Annotated in this window: 14 protein-coding genes and 1 other annotated feature; of the genes, 5 read left to right on the top strand and 9 right to left on the bottom strand. The window is 49.8% G+C overall.

Annotated features, from left to right (window positions below):
* Nucleotides 1–29 precede the first annotated feature (29 nt).
* Complete coding sequence (locus N8M53_RS02460) at nt 30–1,454, bottom strand: alanine/glycine:cation symporter family protein (protein WP_269579356.1); 1,425 nt, start codon at nt 1,452–1,454, stop codon at nt 30–32.
* 243 nt (nt 1,455–1,697) lie between these two features.
* Here N8M53_RS02460 and N8M53_RS02455 point away from each other — a divergent pair, with 243 nt between their 5' ends.
* Nucleotides 1,698–1,877: a DUF3545 family protein gene (locus N8M53_RS02455; RefSeq protein ID WP_046074061.1), complete on the top strand. Its 180-nt coding sequence runs from the start codon at nt 1,698–1,700 to the stop codon at nt 1,875–1,877.
* A gap of 73 nt (nt 1,878–1,950) precedes the next feature.
* Here the strand turns inward: N8M53_RS02455 and ung are convergent, their stop codons facing one another.
* Entirely contained in the window at nt 1,951–2,634 is a 684-nt protein-coding gene (gene ung, locus N8M53_RS02450; protein WP_269579355.1) for a uracil-DNA glycosylase, read from the bottom strand.
* A 600-nt stretch (nt 2,635–3,234) separates the two neighbouring features.
* On the opposite strand from ung, the gene grcA reads away from it, so the two are divergent.
* Entirely contained in the window at nt 3,235–3,612 is a 378-nt protein-coding gene (gene grcA / locus N8M53_RS02445; protein WP_077667334.1) for an autonomous glycyl radical cofactor GrcA, read from the top strand.
* 95 nt (nt 3,613–3,707) lie between these two features.
* Here the strand turns inward: grcA and thrC are convergent, their stop codons facing one another.
* From thrC to thrA, 3 genes are read right to left on the bottom strand one after another with little or no spacing between them, the layout of a single operon-like run.
* On the bottom strand, nt 3,708–4,991 hold the full coding sequence (gene thrC / locus N8M53_RS02440) for a threonine synthase (protein WP_269579354.1): 1,284 nt from the start codon (nt 4,989–4,991) through the stop codon (nt 3,708–3,710).
* Nucleotides 4,988–5,947 (bottom strand): homoserine kinase, encoded by a 960-nt coding sequence (gene thrB / locus N8M53_RS02435; protein WP_269579353.1) that lies wholly within the window; start codon nt 5,945–5,947, stop codon nt 4,988–4,990. Before thrB ends, thrC begins: the two co-directional genes overlap by 4 nt.
* Nucleotides 5,948–5,949: 2 nt before the next feature.
* Nucleotides 5,950–8,409: a bifunctional aspartate kinase/homoserine dehydrogenase I gene (gene thrA / locus N8M53_RS02430; RefSeq protein WP_269579352.1), complete on the bottom strand. Its 2,460-nt coding sequence runs from the start codon at nt 8,407–8,409 to the stop codon at nt 5,950–5,952.
* 24 nt (nt 8,410–8,433) lie between these two features.
* Nucleotides 8,434–8,550 (bottom strand) — a sequence feature (Thr leader region).
* A gap of 166 nt (nt 8,551–8,716) precedes the next feature.
* Between thrA and aceK the strand changes: the two genes are divergently transcribed.
* Nucleotides 8,717–10,456: a bifunctional isocitrate dehydrogenase kinase/phosphatase gene (gene aceK, locus N8M53_RS02425; protein WP_269579351.1), complete on the top strand. Its 1,740-nt coding sequence runs from the start codon at nt 8,717–8,719 to the stop codon at nt 10,454–10,456.
* A 233-nt stretch (nt 10,457–10,689) separates the two neighbouring features.
* Complete coding sequence (locus N8M53_RS02420; protein WP_269579350.1) at nt 10,690–11,163, top strand: hypothetical protein; 474 nt, start codon at nt 10,690–10,692, stop codon at nt 11,161–11,163.
* Between the two features lie 13 nt (nt 11,164–11,176).
* Here the strand turns inward: N8M53_RS02420 and N8M53_RS02415 are convergent, their stop codons facing one another.
* Complete coding sequence (locus N8M53_RS02415; RefSeq protein ID WP_269579349.1) at nt 11,177–11,659, bottom strand: putative 4-hydroxy-4-methyl-2-oxoglutarate aldolase; 483 nt, start codon at nt 11,657–11,659, stop codon at nt 11,177–11,179.
* 32 nt (nt 11,660–11,691) lie between these two features.
* Nucleotides 11,692–12,114, bottom strand: coding sequence for a DUF3293 domain-containing protein (locus N8M53_RS02410; RefSeq protein WP_269579348.1), 423 nt, complete (start codon nt 12,112–12,114; stop codon nt 11,692–11,694).
* Nucleotides 12,115–12,548: 434 nt separating this feature from the next.
* Between N8M53_RS02410 and arcA the strand changes: the two genes are divergently transcribed.
* Nucleotides 12,549–13,268 (top strand): two-component system response regulator ArcA, encoded by a 720-nt coding sequence (gene arcA, locus N8M53_RS02405; RefSeq protein WP_077771223.1) that lies wholly within the window; start codon nt 12,549–12,551, stop codon nt 13,266–13,268.
* 117 nt (nt 13,269–13,385) lie between these two features.
* Here the strand turns inward: arcA and arcB are convergent, their stop codons facing one another.
* Both arcB and N8M53_RS02395 read right to left on the bottom strand, forming a co-directional pair.
* On the bottom strand, nt 13,386–15,740 hold the full coding sequence (gene arcB, locus N8M53_RS02400; protein WP_269579347.1) for an aerobic respiration two-component sensor histidine kinase ArcB: 2,355 nt from the start codon (nt 15,738–15,740) through the stop codon (nt 13,386–13,388).
* Between the two features lie 9 nt (nt 15,741–15,749).
* Complete coding sequence (locus N8M53_RS02395; protein WP_269579346.1) at nt 15,750–17,543, bottom strand: diguanylate cyclase; 1,794 nt, start codon at nt 17,541–17,543, stop codon at nt 15,750–15,752.
* Between the last annotated feature and the right edge of the window lies 1 nt (nt 17,544).

Raw genomic sequence — 17,544 nt, 5'->3', positions numbered from 1 at the left:
GCCCGCCAGGCTGGCTTATTTTCTCGCCTTTAACGTTTAGGGAGCGGCCACGCCTTATCGTCCAGTTGGCTGTGTAGCTCTGGGAAACGGCGGCTATCAAACACAGGTACTCGACCCAATGAACGCTGGGTGTGATAATCCTGAGCGAGACGCTTGACGATGCCCGATAACAAGAAGATCGCAATCATATTTACCAGCGCCATCATCCCCATTGACGCATCGGCGAGTGTCCACACCAACGGCAGCTCTGCCAACGCACCAAACATAACCATCCCTAAAACCACCGCGCGAAAGTACGGCAACGCCGGTCGACATCGGTGATCAATAAACAATAAATTGGTTTCTGCATACGAATAATTGGCAATAATGGAGGTAAAGGCGAAGAAGAAAATCGCGACTGCGACAAACTGCTCCCCCCAATCACCCACTTGGGCACTTAAGGCTCGCTGGGTTAACTCTACCCCTGTAATTTCGCCACCGGGAATATACTCCCCAGACAAGAGAATGATCGCGACCGTTGCCGTACAAATCACCAGAGTATCGACAAACACCCCGAGCATTTGTACATAACCTTGGGAAACGGGATGAGGCGGATAAGGCGTCGCCGAAGCGGCGGCATTCGGCGCTGACCCCATGCCCGCTTCATTCGAGAATAAGCCGCGCTTGATGCCTTGAATCATGCCCTGTGCCAGGGTGTAACCCAATGCTCCTGATGCCGCTTCGTGAAGACCAAATGCACTCTCTACTACCAGCATGAATACCGCAGGCACCTGCTCAAGATGCGTGACGACCACATACAAGGATAACGACAAATACAGTAGTGCCATCACGGGCACGATCACTTCGGCCGTTCGCGCTATCTGGCGCAAGCCACCATAAATAATCAACCCGCTGACCAGCACTAAGCCTGCGCCCACATAGGCAGGCGGCCAGGCAAAGGCCACTTGTGCCGCTTGTGATATAGAGTTGGCTTGCACCGAATTAAACACTAGGCCAAATGCTAAGATCAGCAATACTGAGAAAAGTACGCCCATCCAACGCATACCTAGCCCATGCTCCATGTAATAGGCCGGACCACCGCGAAAATAGCCGTCGGGATCCTGTACCTTATATACTTGCGCCAGCGTACTCTCTGCAAAAGCAGTCGCCATACCGAGAAATGCCATTAGCCACATCCAAAAGATCGCCCCCGGGCCACCTAAAGACAGAGCCACCGCCACCCCGGCCATGTTCCCCGTCCCCACGCGAGCGGCAAGACCAGTACACAAGGCTTGAAAAGACGAAATACTGCTTCCCTCACGACGTCTACTATGACGCATGACCGAAAACATATGAGAGAAGTGGCGAAACTGGATCCCTCCTAGTTTCAAGGTAAAAAAGATCCCACCACCGATGAGCACATAAATGAGTACCGAGCCCCAAATCAGATCATTAATAAAAGTGAGTAGGCTCAATGGACTGTCCCTCGTCGTAGTTAAGTAAGGATAATGAGCAATGCGGCGCAATCTTCGCGTGAACCTCTTCCTAGGTCAATTCAAACCCATCACGGCTGGGGCAACCGTCACTCATTTTAAAAATCAGTGATTGTGGTCTCATAAAAACTTCATCGGACTGCCACAAATGAGAAATACTTCAATTTTACGTTAGGGGAAGCTGTGGTACTTAAAAACTGACCGCAAGGTGAAAAAGAGGTGACTATGGAAAACATTGCCTTTAACGATTTGTTCGAGCAAGACAAGCCACAACGCAACGGACGCGCGAAACCAGTCAAACGTAAATGGAGAGAAATTGAAGCGCTGAAAGACAAACAGCGGCTTAAAAAAGAATTGGAAGAAATCGATATTTTTGGCGATTTCTCTCAACTGGACCTCGATTAACTCACCCTCAACATAGGATTGCTAAAAGGTGCTCACTGAGCACCTTTTTTTCATCATCCCTCAGCGACTTCGACTACTCCGCCTCGAGATAAGGCTGCCAATCAATCGGGGTTTTCCCCTGCGCTTGCAACAGCGCATTGGTTTGTGAAAAATGCTGACAACCAAAAAAGCCACGATGCGCGGATAGCGGTGATGGGTGAGGCGCGGTGAGTACATGATGCCGCTGACGGTCAATCGCTTTGCCTTTTTTCTGGGCATGCGCGCCCCATAATAAGAACACCACGCCTTGGCATTGCTGATTCACGGCCTCAATGACACGATCCGTAAAGGTTTCCCACCCAAGTTTGGCGTGGGAGTGCGCCTTCCCTTGCTCCACGGTCAGCACAGTATTGAGCAACAACACGCCTTGTTCGGCCCAGCTTTTTAAATAACCGTGAGAAGGCGTCGTAAAGCCCTCAATATCGGTCGCCAGCTCTTTGTAAATATTGACCAGTGACGGTGGTGTCTTCACACCTGGTAGCACGGAAAAACACAATCCGTGAGCTTGGTGCGGCCCGTGATACGGGTCTTGGCCCAGAATCACCACCTTTACATCGCCCAGCTCAGTATAGCGAAAGGCGTTAAACACATCTTCCTTAGGCGGAAAAACTGTCACGCCATTCGCACGTGCTTGCTCAACATAGGCCAAGGTTTCTCTAAAGTAATCTTGTTGTTTCTCACCAGCCAGCACCTGCTGCCACGTTTGCGCCTGAGTCATGGTTGCTCCTTTTCATCACACTGGCGCTATTCTAACGAGGCAGCGAGGCAAAATCAGTGTGTGGCGCGATCTTTTGTTCGCTCGGTGTGTGAATGGTAGTGGCGCTGACAGCGACCTTGTACTGCGCGGTTAGGGGTCGGCAAGCTAGCACGCGTTATCGTTGTCTTGATCATGGGGCATTCCTCATCATTGCGGATTCATCTTTCCCTATGAAATATTGATGCCAACTTTAAAAAACAAAAACAATCAATACCTTACATAAGTTCCGTATTAACTTGTGCCAAAAGGTGAACACACGTGGTGCAAATTTGCCTCATTAGCGCGCACACATCATTGTCTCATCATTAAAACTTTCATATGTAATTTTATTACCACATTTTTAACCAAAACGCTGCGGCATCTATCGCATCGACGGAGGGCGCGTGCTACAGTAAACACATTAGATAGACAAAGATTGATATAAGATAAATATCATAATGTTAAGAGTTAAATAAAATTGATTTATGTCAATAAAACCCCACTCTATAAAGGGTATATATAGTCACTCAAAATGATGAAATCTTACATCATAATAGTCACTATCATAAAAGGGGATAGGCCATGATCACTGGTATTCAAGTAACCTCAGCGGCCAATGATGAACTCGTTAATTCTATTTGGCTGATCGATAAAGACACCGATCAAGCACGTTGTGTCTGTGCCAAACAAGGCTTTGAAGCGGATCAGGAAGTTGCCCTATCTTCTTTGGGTGAATTCGATTACCGCGAAGTGAATATCGAAACACAAGCCATCAACGAAGGCGGCCAGCACCTTAATGTCAACGTACTAAAGCGTGAGACACTGGAAGATGCGGCTAAACACCCAGAGAAGTACCCACAGCTAACGATCCGTGTCTCTGGCTATGCGGTTCGCTTTAACTCACTGACCCCTGAGCAACAGCGCGACGTGATCACCCGTACTTTTACCAGCTCTCTATAGCCGTTCAACCAACGCTAACCAGACTGTGTATCAAATCAAACAGCCCGCAATCGCGGGCTGTTTTTGTATTAATAATGGTAATCTGTGGCTAGGCCTTACCCATTCACTTCAAGCAAGTAATCTCTTAGCGTTTGGAAATCAGCCTCTTGCTCGCGTGAAAGCAACGTCATTTGCGCATGCTTTGCCAGCGGCCCGGGAAGAGGAATATCTTTACCGAGGATCGCGTCGACCGACTCTTTAAATTTTGCCGGGTGAGCCGTGCACAAGAAGATCCCCTCTTCCCCTTCTTTCAGCTGCTCCGCGAGCAATCGGTATGCAATGGCACCATGGGGTTCACACAAGTAGCCCGCCTGAGAGAGTGACTTTAAGCTCTCAGCCGTTTCCTCATCGTCAGCACGCCCTGAGGCAAGTTCACTCAACGTCCACTGCTCACGGCGGAAAAGCTCTTCGATACGTGGCCAGTTATTGGGCTGACTCACGTCCATCGCGTTGGACAACGTGGCGATGGTTTGCTGCGGTGCCCACTCGCCTGAATCGAGGTACCGTGGCACGGTGTCATTAGCATTGGTGCCAGCGATAAAGCGCTTTATCGGCAGTCCCATCGCTTTAGCAAGCAAGCCTGCAGTGAGGTTGCCAAAATTACCACTGGGCACCGATATCACCACTTGGTCTCGCTTGTGTGGAGGCATTTGCGCCACCGCTTCGAAGTAGTAACAAATCTGTGCCATTAAGCGGCTAATGTTGATGGAGTTGGCCGAGTTAAGGCCAATGGTCTGACGAAGCTCGCTATCATCAAAGGCTTGTTTCACCATACTTTGGCAGTCATCAAAGGTGCCATTGATCGCGACCGTATGAATATTGCCTCCGAGGGTGCAAAAAAGCTTTTCCTGCAGCGGGCTGATTTTGCCTTTCGGGTACAAGATAACCACGTCGATATTATCAATGCCGTAAAACGCGTGAGCGACCGCGGCTCCCGTGTCCCCTGACGTTGCGGTAAGGATGGTGATCTTTTTGCCATCAGATACCGCCGCTAGCGACTGCGCCATAAAACGGCCACCAAAGTCTTTAAAGGCCAGTGTCGGGCCATGGAAAAGCTCTAGCGCATGAATATGGTCATCCACTTGTTCAAGTGGCGCGGCAAAGCTAAACGCATTACTAACCAGTTCGCTGATTTGGCTTTTGGGTAGTTCATCGCCAATGAGCGCGGATAAAATCTCGCTACTACGCTCCACCAAGGGCATGGCCAGTAATGCCTCGATGTCGTCGAAATACGGCAGCTTATCGGGAAAGAATAACCCTTGGCCGCGACCGAGCCCTTGCTGGACAGCTTGCGAGAATGACACGGTTTCACTGTGATCTTTGATGTTGTATAGCTTCATGCCTGACTTCCTATTTCTTTCGCGCCCTGTCCATCAATGCGACATACATGAACAAAGCCATCATTATTTTGTACATAGTGCTCGCGCAACCACTGCGCTAACCGCTCTGCCACCTGCAAATCATCACAAATGCTAAATAGCGTCGGTCCTGAGCCCGAGATCCCTGTCGCCAATGCACCACAGCTGGCCGCATAGTCGCGAGCGTCCACAAACCCCGGCAACAGTTTTTGCCGATACGGTTCAGCAACCACATCGCAAATTAAACTCGCCGCCAGTTGAGGCTGCTGGGTGTGGCACGCGTGAATAAAGCCGCCGAGGTAGCGACCATGAGCGATCACATCTTGCCGACGATACTGGGCGGGCAAGATGGTACGCGCCTCTGCGGTCGACACTTTGATGCCCGGGTAAGCCATCACCCAATACCAGTTTTCAAAGTGTGGCACCGCCTGACTAATTACCCCTTGGCTTTCCAACATAAGCTGCAAACCACCCAGGTAACACGGCGCGACATTGTCATAGTGTAAGCTGCCAGATATGGACGCTTCCATTTCCCCCATGAGCGTTAACATGGTGGTCTCATCAAGCGCATCGTCATGAAAACGATTAAGGGCATCGAGCGCGGCAACGATCGAGCATGCACTGGAACCAAGCCCTGATCCTATGGGCATATTTTTTTCCAGTACCATCGCCACCGGCTTCACAGAGAGGTGGTTAGCTTTTAGCGCCTCGACGTAGGCCAAGTAAGCCTTATAGACAATGTTGTCCTGCTCATTAGAGGGCAGCTTATCAGTAAAGCGGCCTTGGCAGCGCAATGAAAACGCATGATTTCCACCGTCAGCCACTTCCACCACATCACCCAGTAAGCTCCCATCAACCGGGCTCACCGCGGCGCCCAGCACATCGAACCCTACGCTCACATTGCCAATAGAGGCAGGCGCATAAACACGGACAGCCATGACTAAACTCCTAACTTCCAACCCAGGGTACGCATTAAGTCCGCAAACACCCCAGCAGCGGTCACGGCTGTTCCCGCGCCATAGCCGCGCAGTACCAATGGAATTGGCTGATAATAACGGCTATAGAAGGCCAATGCGTTCTCACCCTCTTTAATCTTATTCATCGGGTCATCGTCGGATACGGCTTGGATTTTGACAAAGCAGCGCCCGTCTTCAATACCACCGATATACCGCAAAACTTTACCTTCTTTGGCGGCTTCCTCTGACCATTGTTTAAAGTACGCATCGGCTTGAGGCAAGCGGGCCATGAAACTTTCAACATCGCCAGACTGATCAAAGCCAGGCGGAAGCGCTGGCTCGACCTCGACATCGTCAAGTTCGAGCTCCATGCCGGCTTCACGAGCCAAAATCAAGAGTTTACGTGCCACATCCATGCCCGACAGATCGTCCCGCGGATCCGGTTCGGTAAAACCATTATCACGCGCCACCTTGGTCGCGTCACTAAAGCTGGCACCTTCATCCAGCTTCCCGAAAATATGCGAGAGCGAACCCGATAAAATGCCAGAAAAACGTGACAATTCATCCCCCGCTGCAATCAGGTTCTGTAGGTTCTCAATAACTGGTAAGCCAGCCCCCACCGTGGTCTCATACATGAACTTTCGGTGGGTCCCACGCGCCGCCTGACGCAGTTGGTGATAGTAAGCCATGCTGCTGGTATTGGCTTTCTTGTTGGGGGTGATCACGTGAAAGCCTGCACGCAAAAAGTCTGCATATTGATCGGCGACCTGCTGATCGGCAGTGCAATCAATCAATACAGGGTTAATAATGTGATTACGCTGAACCAGTTGGATCATGCCCGCCAAGCTAAAGCTCGATAGATGATTCGGTAACTCATCACGCCAACTATTAAGATCAATGCCTTGGCTGTTTAACCACATCCCTTTGCTGTTGGCTAGGCCACACACTCGCATCACAATGCCTTGTTGCTTGAGTTTGGCTTGCTGACGGCGAATTTGCTCAATCAGCTCGCCACCCACACCACCAACACCAACGATAAATACATCCAAGTGATGTTGACTATTAAACAAGTTTTCATGACAGGCTTTGACTGCTTCTGAGACCCGCTCTGAAGGGACAACGGCAGAGATAGCACGTTCCGAGGAGCCTTGAGCAATGGCGACGATATTAACATTCACTTCCGCCAACGAGGTGAAAAAGCGCGACGCGACCCCTTTCGAGGTGCGCATGCCATCGCCCACCAAAGAGACAATCGACAGATCATCAATAAACTCGACCGGCTCGAGTAGGCCATCTTTCAGCTCAAGCTCAAAATGGTTACTCAGCACCTTGTCAGCTTTTGCTTTGTCCTGGCTTTGAATACAAAAGCTGATGCTGTATTCAGAGGAAGACTGAGTGATCAATACAATCGATACCCCTGCCGACGACATCGCGCCAAACACGCGTGACGCCATCCCCACCATGCCTTTCATACCAGGGCCTGATAGGTTAACCATGCTCAGATCGCTTAACGTAGTGATCCCTTTGATGGCCAGTTTATCTTCACCACTGTCTTCACCAATTAAGGTGCCTTCGGCCTGAGGATTGGTGGTGTTTTTGATTAAACAAGGAATATGGAAGCGTGCGATTGGCGCAATGGTTTTTGGGTGTAACACTTTTGCGCCAAAATACGATAGCTCCATCGCTTCTTGATAGCTCAATGACTTAAGCAAACGCGCGTCCGGCACCAACCGAGGGTCACAGTTATAGACACCGTCGACATCCGTCCAAATTTCGCAACACTCAGCGCGTACACAAGCGGCGAGAACCGCCGCCGAATAGTCAGATCCATTGCGGCCTAACGTCACCAGTTCGCCGTTGTCATTGCCAGCCATAAACCCTGGCATCAGGCCAATATGCTTGGCTGGGATGGGTGATTGTTTAAAGCGCTGTGAGGAGGCTTCGATATCCACTTCTGCACTTAAATGACTTCCCGACGCGGCAAAGTATTCGACCGGATCGATATCAAAGACTGCATAGCCGCGCGCCTCGAGTAAAGCATGCATCGCGGCGACCGATAAGCGCTCGCCTTTACTGACCACGCGCGCATAAGTGCTATCAGGACAAAGGCCCAATAAGCTCATGCCATGTACATATTGACGAAGTTGGCCAAGGCTGCGAGTTAACTTATCGAACAGTGGCTGAGTCTCAAGGTTGGGCTGCCGCTCAGCAAGGCCATGGAACAAGCCGACGAAAAGCTGCTCAAGCTCTTTGAGTGGCAATTCGGCTTCCCCGTGCTTCACCGTGCTCTCGACCACAGAAACTAGAATGTTTGTGACTTTCGCGGGGGCGGATAACACGGCAGACACATCGCTCTGCCCTTGGTTACTGACGATGATATCGGCTGCGCGACTGAAGCGCTCGGCATCGGCAAGCGACGTGCCACCAAATTTTAAAACTCGCATCCGTTTGGGACCTCTCTCTTTAAGATAAAAAAAGCCCGTACCTTTGGAGGTACGGGCTTTTTTGGAAATTCTGTGCGTATCAGCCCGCACCAACACACGTTGTGCCAGTAATAATAATGGTGGTTGTGGTGGTCTGGGTGCTGATCGTTAGTTGCATGTGTGTTGCGTTTATCATTTGTTTTGTTTGATTCTCTCTAGGTGTATCGAATCATGTTGCCAAGGTCAACAAAAAAGTGATCCTGATTGCTTTTTAAACAAAACTCTGCGAGCTTGAACGAGGGAGCAACCAAGACCGCAAGGAGCGCGAATGACCCAAGAAGCCATGGCGCAGTTAGTCGCAAATACCATTCTACAAGGCTCGGATGCTATGTATGGCCGGTTTCTCGATGTCACATCGGGCGCACAGGAGCGCTTTGAGCAGCAAGACTGGAAAAGTGTTCAGCAAGCACTGAAAACCCGAATTCAGTTTTATGACCACCACGTTGGTCTTGTTAGCCAGCAGCTAGGGGCCATGCTGGGAAAAGAACATGCGACGCGCTCCTTTTTGATGGCGGTGAAAGCGGCCTACGTCACCCTACTTGATGACTACCCACGCTATGATATTGCGGAGAGTTTCTTTAACTCTGTCTACTGCCGGATTTTTGAACACCGCAACATTCGTCGCGATAAACTGTTCGTACAAAGCTCCCAAGGGGGGCGGATCCCTAAATACCCCACTCCCTTGTTAAGGCGCTTTCAGTCGCAAGCCGGTATCTATGCCACCCTAGAGCGCATGTTAGATAGCACACCATTTACGCTACCTTGGCGAGATAAGAGCGGGGATCTCAAGCGTATCACGCAAATTCTCCAAGCACGGTTTGGCCCACAGCTCACCATGAGCTTTACCCTCGAAATGGTTCGCCAACCTTTTTTCCGCAACAAAGGCGCTTACCTTATCGGTCGGCTCGATATGGCTAACCAGCGCCGGCCTTTGGTGCTGCCGCTGGCGATTTCCGAACAAGGAGAGCTGTACATCGATGCCTGTATTACCGACAGTGATGATGTCAGCATTGTGTTTGGTTTCGCTCGCTCTTATTTCATGGTGTATGCCCCTGTCCCGGCGGCGTTGGTGGACTTTCTTAATCAATTGATGCCCAACAAAACCCCCGCTGAGCTTTACACGGCTATCGGTTGTCAAAAACATGGTAAAACCGAGCTATATCGCGAATTTCTCTACCATCTAGATAACTCGGATGATTTATTTGATATTGCCCCTGGGGTAAAAGGAATGGTGATGTCAGTGTTTACCCTGCCTTCTTATGGGTTCGTGTTTAAAATCATCAAAGACAAGTTTGCGCCGCAAAAACAAATGACCCACGCCCAAGTCAGGGAAAAATACCGCCTCGTAAAAGAGCACGATCGAGTTGGGCGCATGGCTGATACCCAAGAGTATCGCAACTTCATTTTTCCCCGTGACCGGTTTAGCGACGCCTTGATTGACGAACTCCTCGAGGTTGCGCCGTCTTGCGTTAGCGTCACCGATAACGAAGTGCGCATTCGCCACCTATACATGGAACGGCGCATGATCCCGTTAAACCTCTACCTTGAACAAGCAGAGCCTGAGGCCATTACCCAAGCGGTACAAGAATATGGCGATGCACTCAAAGAATTGGCCGCCGCCAATATCTTTGCCGGCGATATGCTGTTTAAAAACTTTGGCGTCAGTCGCCACAACCGGGTCATTTTCTATGATTACGATGAAATAGCTTACCTCACCGAGGTAAATTTCCGCCGTATTCCCCCGCCTCGCTATCCAGAGGACGAACTCGCCGCTGAGCCTTGGTATAGCGTGGGAGAAAATGACGTGTTCCCGGAAGAGTTTCGTACCTTCTTGCTGGTTAACCGCACCGTTGCCGACGAATTTGACCGCCTCCACCCTGAGTTATTTGAAGCCAGTTACTGGCAGCAACTGCAAAGCCAGGTAAAGGCAGGATATTTTCATGATGTGCGTCCCTATAGTGAAGAAAACCGTTTGAATCACACCAGTGTGTCGCCAAAAACGGCCTGATATTTGCTCAATGGTAGTGTGCTAAATGCACACTGACGATTTATCGCCTTTATTCGCCAATATGGTGGCGAATCGTCAACATATTGACAGACTTAGTCTTCAAGCGTCATCACCACGAGCGAGGAGTGAGACAAAATTCGGCAGCGGTATCTATTTTTTGTCTACACTGATCACAGCGCATCAGCGACTTCTAAGACTGAGCTAAGCCTAAAAAGAACAATGAGGCACAGGATTTGAGCATAAAACAACTAGGACTGTTGGCCCTCGTCTTACAAGCTGTGGCAGCACCTGCTTGGGCTAATCCGTTCGATTGGCAAACACCGCCACAAGGAACGCCTGATCATTTCTTTATCCAGTCTATTCCGTCAGCCACGCAAGGCTTTGACAGTTGGACTATTCAGTCAGGCTACCGTTATCCGCTTAACAATATGTCGATTTACATGGGTACCCAAGTAAAAAGCGAAAACGACCGACACACCACGCAACAGGGGTTATTGAGCGGGATTGAATACCGTTTTACCGACAAGCTACGTCTCTCGAGCCAGATTAGTCGTGGCAATGACGATACCCTGATCAATCAATGGGGCGTAAACAGTCGCTACCAGTTGAATGAGTCGATTGATGTCAATGCCGGGCTTGATGTCGAGTTTCGGCCAGAAGCGTCTCCCGAGTCGGTCTACCAACTCGGAGTTGGGCTACACTTTTAATTCTTGGGCTCGATCAGCTGGCCAATGGCTCTGTACACACCACCACGCCATTGTAATCGGCGTATAAATAATGTCCCGCCATCACTGGTACCCCTTCAAGCGCCAACGCGACATCAACCTCACCTTGGTCCCGTTTTTGCGTTTTAATCGGGCAAACACCCAGCGCTTTAATGCCGATGGGCAAGGATGACAACGTCGCCACATCACGAATAGGCCCGGCAATCACGACCCCAGCCCAACCATTATCTACCGCACTTTGCGCGATAAGATCGCCCAGTAAGGCTCTATCCATCGCACCAGAGCCATCCACCACCAGCACTTGCCCTTCACCAGGGGTTGCCAATATCGCTTTCACTTTTGAGTTATCGTGATGGCAACGTACCGTACGCACCCGCCCTTCAAAACAAGATTTAGCACCATAATCATGCCATTGCATCGGTAGCCATTGCACCGCGTCAGGGTAGTTATCACATAAGTCAGGTAGTTTATCGTCCATGATTTTTCTCCTTGGTATTAATGAGGGCATGTCTAGGGGGTTACCACATTAAATAACGATGAAAATCGCACATTCAAGGATTGCGGCGAGCACTCGCTCATCAATACTGGTAACAACCACAGCGTGTCCGCCTCTACCCAATAGATAGCGTTTTGCTCCCATTGTTGCGCCAGAGCAATCGCCTCATCCTTTTCTAAAGCAACCGCGAACCCCGGTTCATACCAACTCCCATCTGGCGCACCGCCATTCATTGGCCAGTAGCGTACTCCTTGCTGCGTCATCGCGTTTTCAAGCTGTGCATTGCGCGATTGATTCTCTTTCTCAGATAAAGGTTGGCTACGCGGATTAAATGCGGTAAGAATAGCAAATGCTTCGGCATCTGGCGTTTGAGGGGCGTGAAACGCGATCGATTGGTAAGTTTTCCACAATTCTTGCTGGCTATCAGGATCACACATTGTTTACACCTGCTCGTAACTCATACTATGCTTATTGACTAATTATGCGCGGTTATTCATGAAGTTAAGTTAAACCACATCGCTAGCTGACATTTAACATGCTTTTGATTGGGGTCAATAAAGGATGAAAAAAATCATCAGCCCTTATCCTAATATATTGTTAGCGTGCTGTTAAATGAATACAATTGGCGGTAATTAATGGATATCAGAGTGATTGGCTTGGTGGTGCACTCATACTGCCACGCCCCGTCTTAAGCTGGAACTCACGGTGCGTTGTCTAGCATCGACGAACACTTCTCTATGGATGGCGTGCCATATGTTAGTTGCGAGGTTCACGGTAGACACTCCTCGCATTTTTGTAATTTTTTTTCACAGGCTAGGCCGTCTAGACTGTGAAGTGCAACCGGATTCTATTTAGATATTAGGTATCGCCAATGCAAACCCCGCAAATTCTGATTGTAGAAGATGAACAGGTCACACGTAACACGCTGAAAAGTATCTTTGAAGCGGAAGGTTACAATGTGTTTGAAGCCAGCGATGGCGACGAAATGCATCAAGTCCTGTCTAACCATCATGTTCACTTAGTGATCATGGACATTAACTTGCCAGGTAAAAACGGCTTGTTGCTCGCGCGCGAGCTGCGTGAACAAGGCGACATGGCGCTAATGTTCCTCACTGGACGCGACAATGAAGTCGACAAAATTCTCGGACTAGAAATCGGTGCCGACGACTACATTACCAAGCCCTTCAACCCACGCGAACTGACCATCCGTGCGCGTAACCTGCTCACGCGTGCAATGAGCAGTGTCAACGACAGTGAAGAAAAGCGTAACGTGGACGTGTATGTCTTTAACGGCTGGACGCTCGACATCAACAGTCGCTCACTGATCAACCCTGAAGGGGAAACCTTTAAGCTACCTCGCTCTGAGTTCCGCGCCCTGCTCCACTTCTGTGAAAACCCAGGCAAAATTCAGACGCGTGCCGAGCTACTAAAGAAAATGACGGGCCGTGAACTTAAACCGCACGATCGTACCGTAGATGTGACAATCCGCCGGATCCGTAAACACTTTGAATCACACAGTGATACGCCGGAGATTATTGCCACTATCCACGGAGAAGGTTATCGTTTCTGCGGTGAAATCGAAGAGCAATAAGCTTGCCTGTTTGAAAGATGGGGTGAATGTCCCGCAGAATTCAAATAGAGACAGAAAAGGCGCCGGTTAGGCGCCTTTTCTCTTTATGGACAGGGAGTTGACTCACCCCAACCATGGTTACTTTTGCTCATCTAACCAAGCTTTTAGCACATCCAAATCATGCTGATAACCATCTTTGATTTCATCAATCCAATCAGCAATGTTTTCCCACCACGCGGGGAGCTCGGGGGATTGTGCTTTTTGCGCCACTTTTTGAATATGCTTGAGCCCCACCGATCCTGCTGCACCTTTAATCTTATGCGCTTCAGAGACAATACCCTCTTGATCTCTTGCCGTCATATTAGAGTCGAGGATGGCAATATACTCTGGCATGGTTGACTCAAACATCTCAATGCTTTGCCTCACAGGATCTATACCCACTAACTCCACATAACCGGTGAGCATATCCATATCAAGTAATCTCTCTGCTTGTTCATTCGCGATAGGACGACTGGGCGCAGGGGTATCCGCTGTCTCGACGTCAGTCAGCGTGGTTGATGATAGCGCATATTGTTCAATCACCTGGTTCAGCGCACTCACACTAATGGGTTTACTGATGGCATCGTCCATTCCTTTGGCGAGATAGCTGTTTTTATCATTGATGACATTAGCCGTCAGGGCAACCAAAGGTGGCAATTGCGCATACTGCTCTCGCCAGCTAGCGGCGATATCAAACCCGGTCATATCGGGCAATTGAATGTCGAGCAACGCAAGATCGAAAGCATCCGGCGAGAACACATCTAAAGCCGATTGCCCATCACGCGCAACGGTCACCTGATGCCCCAGACTTTCCAATAAACTGGTGGCCACCGTAATATTAAGTTCAATATCCTCTACCAATAAGATACGTAACGTATTCTCCACAGGCGTCAATGCCGGAGTCTCGGCTTCTCCAGGCTCGCTCAGCGGTACACGGAGTGTAACCGTAAAGGTACTGCCCTCACCCTCTTCACTGTCGAGGGTAATGTCGCCATCCATCAAACGCGCCAATTTGCGCGATACCGCCAAGCCAATCCCTGTACCTACAGCGTGCAGATTTTCCCCTGCCTGTTTCACTTGGTAATACATGGCAAAAATCTTGTCTTGTTCATCAGCGGGGATCCCGATACCACTGTCTTCGACTTCGAAACACAAATCGGCATGGTCGCCTGTCACATCAGCACTGACGGTAATAATCACACAGCCTTGCTTGGTAAATTTGACCGCGTTACCGACGAGGTTCCATAGAATTTGTCGCAGCCGCGTCGTATCAACCGCCACATAGTCAGGGAGTTCGGTTACTCGCTCAAGCTCAAAGCGTAAGCCCTTTTGCTCGGCCATCAACTCTGAAATATTCTCGATTTCGCTGACAAATTCATTTAAATCCACACTCGTGGGGTGCAGAGAAAGACGCTTGCGATCAGATTTATCTAAATCAATGATGTCGTTAAAAATATTGCCCAGCGTGATTGCACTGACATAAATGGTACGCAGATAATTACGTTGCTTATCATCCAGATTTGACTCCAGCAGCATACGGCTTAAGCCAACAATCCCATTGAGCGGGGTGCGCAATTCATGACTAATGGTCGAGATAAACGCGGTTTTTTCTCGACTCGCTTTTTCCAGCGCATCTTGGTAGCGCTTACGCTCGGTAATTTCACGGCCAAAACCAAGTAGCCCAAGGTGCCGACCATCTCGGGCAAAGAAAGGCACTTTGCGTAATTCAAAATACGCTTTACGCCCGTCTTGATATTCAAGCCATTGCTCATAGGTTATCGACACATTGGCGTCAAAGACTTGCTGATCGGTTTCTACCACTTTTTCAGCAATATCTTCGCGATAGACATCCCAAGGTGTCAGCCCTTTGAGCGTTTTCTCGTCATAACCCGTTAGCTCTTCCATCGCGCGGTTACAGCCCGAGAACTGGCCATCAGCATTGCGGTAATAAATCAAATCCGGAGACGCATCGATAAAAGAGCGCAGTAGCGCGGTTTGCTCTGCTAGCTCAAGCTGGGCTTTTTCACGCTGATAAACTTCGTTTTCTAGATCTTTAATCGCTTGTTGGCGGGCATTCTCAGCCTTCTCACGCTCTTCAATTTCAGAATTGAGTTGCTCAATGTTTTCGGTCAATTGGCGGTTAAGGCGCATATCTCGCGCACGCATCTCTTCTAGCTTCGAGACCAACTTAGAGAGCCGCTGACGTGATTCTTCCAGCTGATCAACCACCACTGACAAAAAGTAGACCGCCCACGGCGTGATAATGAGGCCAAAGAAAATCGATCGGATGATATCAATGTTTTGAACCGTGCCCTCAAGGACCAAGGTGATCCCCACTTGGACCACAACAGCCAGCGCCACTAACGCCAGGGCGAGTAACATGCTAAAGCGCACAATCCCTAGTTTGACCAACAAATCGACATAGTATTGGGCAAGGACTTTCAGTTGTTTCATAAAGGCTTATTAACCGCCAGGTTCAAAGTGAATAGACTCAGCGACCGAGGCTCGCGGAGCGTTTGATGGGCGTGAGTGGGCGCTGCCATGCTCCACACTCACACGATTTCGGCCATGATGTTTGGCTTGATAGAGAGCACGATCAGCGTATTGGACTAAATCACCATAGTCCTGCTCCGGCGCTGGCGTCACACAAGCTACTCCCAGGCTCATCGTAAGCCGTCCATTCGGCGTACCATCTAAGTGTTCGATATCAGCCGCCAGTACAGCCTGTCGTGCTCGCTCGGCAACATCCATGGCACCATTAATGTCTGTTTGCGGTAATACGATCGCAAACTCTTCTCCGCCATAGCGCGCCACCATATCCATCGGACGATGCACAGACGATTTTAAGGCGTCAGCGACTGTCTGTAACGCCCAGTCCCCTTGTTGGTGACCATAGTAGTCGTTATACAGCTTGAAATGGTCAATATCACAGAGAATAAAGGCAAGTGGCGTACGCTCTCTCACATGCGAGCGCCACAATACGCTCAATTGTTCGTCAAGACGACGTCGATTGGCAACCTGCGTTAAGCTATCGACAAAGCTCAAATCTTGCAGCGCCATGATAGCGTCGGCTAACTGCTGCTGTGTCTCTTTGCGCTCGGTAATATCCCGCGCCATCAACAGCACAGCCGGCGCCAACGTCACCGGATCTTGAATGCGCGATTTCGTCACTTCATACCAAGTTTGCTCGCCCGTGTCCGTTAAAATGACATCTTCATACGTCACGGTCTCGCCACTTTCTAACACTTGCTTATCGCGCGCTTTGTGTTGGTCAAAAATGTCTGGGTCCACCACATGTTGCGCTGGTGCATTTTCAAGGGCGTCGATGGTGGTGCCAAGCGCGTCTGCATAGGCTTGGTTACAAGCAAGGTGGTAATAGTCTTGGTCAAATATCCCGATAGGGTCGACGCTGGCTTGGAAGATTGCACTGAGCAAATTACTTCGTTGCTCCAGCACTTGCTCAACCGAATGACGCTGTTGTGCTTCTTTTTGTAACCGCTCCTGCATCTGGTGCCAATTGGTTACATCATGGCTGATACTCAATGTGCCTATCACTTCCTGCTTGTCATTTTTCAGCGTCGTGATATTTGTTTCTAATAAGCAACTCTCATCGTGGTGTTGTGTCGCCCAGGTACGCACGGTTCGCGGCTCAGAGAGCGGCTCACCGGCTTGCCAAAGCACAGCCTCCTGCTCACGCCCCTGCCAGAAGCGATCAAAGGCGGCGTTAGTGCCCACCACATTTCCCTCAACATCCTGAAAGCATACGAGCTCCGCCAAGGAATTAATCACGCTTAAAAGCACACCTTGTTCTTGTTGTTGTAGGTGCCATTGAGTATTGGATTCGGACGCAGAAAATGAAATGAGCCAAGCACGTTTGCCGCGACAGCGGATCGGCAAGCCCGACAAGGTCACCTTAACCCGCACTCGATTAGCCCCCGGCGCTCTCACTTTGGCTTCAACGTTAGAAAATGGCTGAGGCCAACGCCGAGATACCATAAATGCACGAACAGCTTGCTGCTGTTTCTCGTTGGCGGTTTTAAAGCGGTTGTGGCTGCCCACCAGCGAAAAAGACTCCACACAAGGTGCATTGGCATACAAGATATCGCCATCATCGGCCGTGACAATCGCATGTGGCGTGTCTAATCCGGCCATATACACCCGCCAGTCGGATAACGCCAGTGTCGCTCGACGCGCGCGCCAACCGTAGCCAAGTAAAGCGCCTAACACTAAAACCAAGCTAAAACTAAAAAACGCCATG

The organism is Salinivibrio kushneri (genome assembly GCF_027286325.1).
GTDB classification, from domain to species: Bacteria; Pseudomonadota; Gammaproteobacteria; order Enterobacterales; family Vibrionaceae; genus Salinivibrio; species Salinivibrio kushneri_A.
The sequence above is the reverse complement of the archived record's forward strand: the minus strand, read 5'-3'. Positions and strand labels throughout refer to the sequence as shown.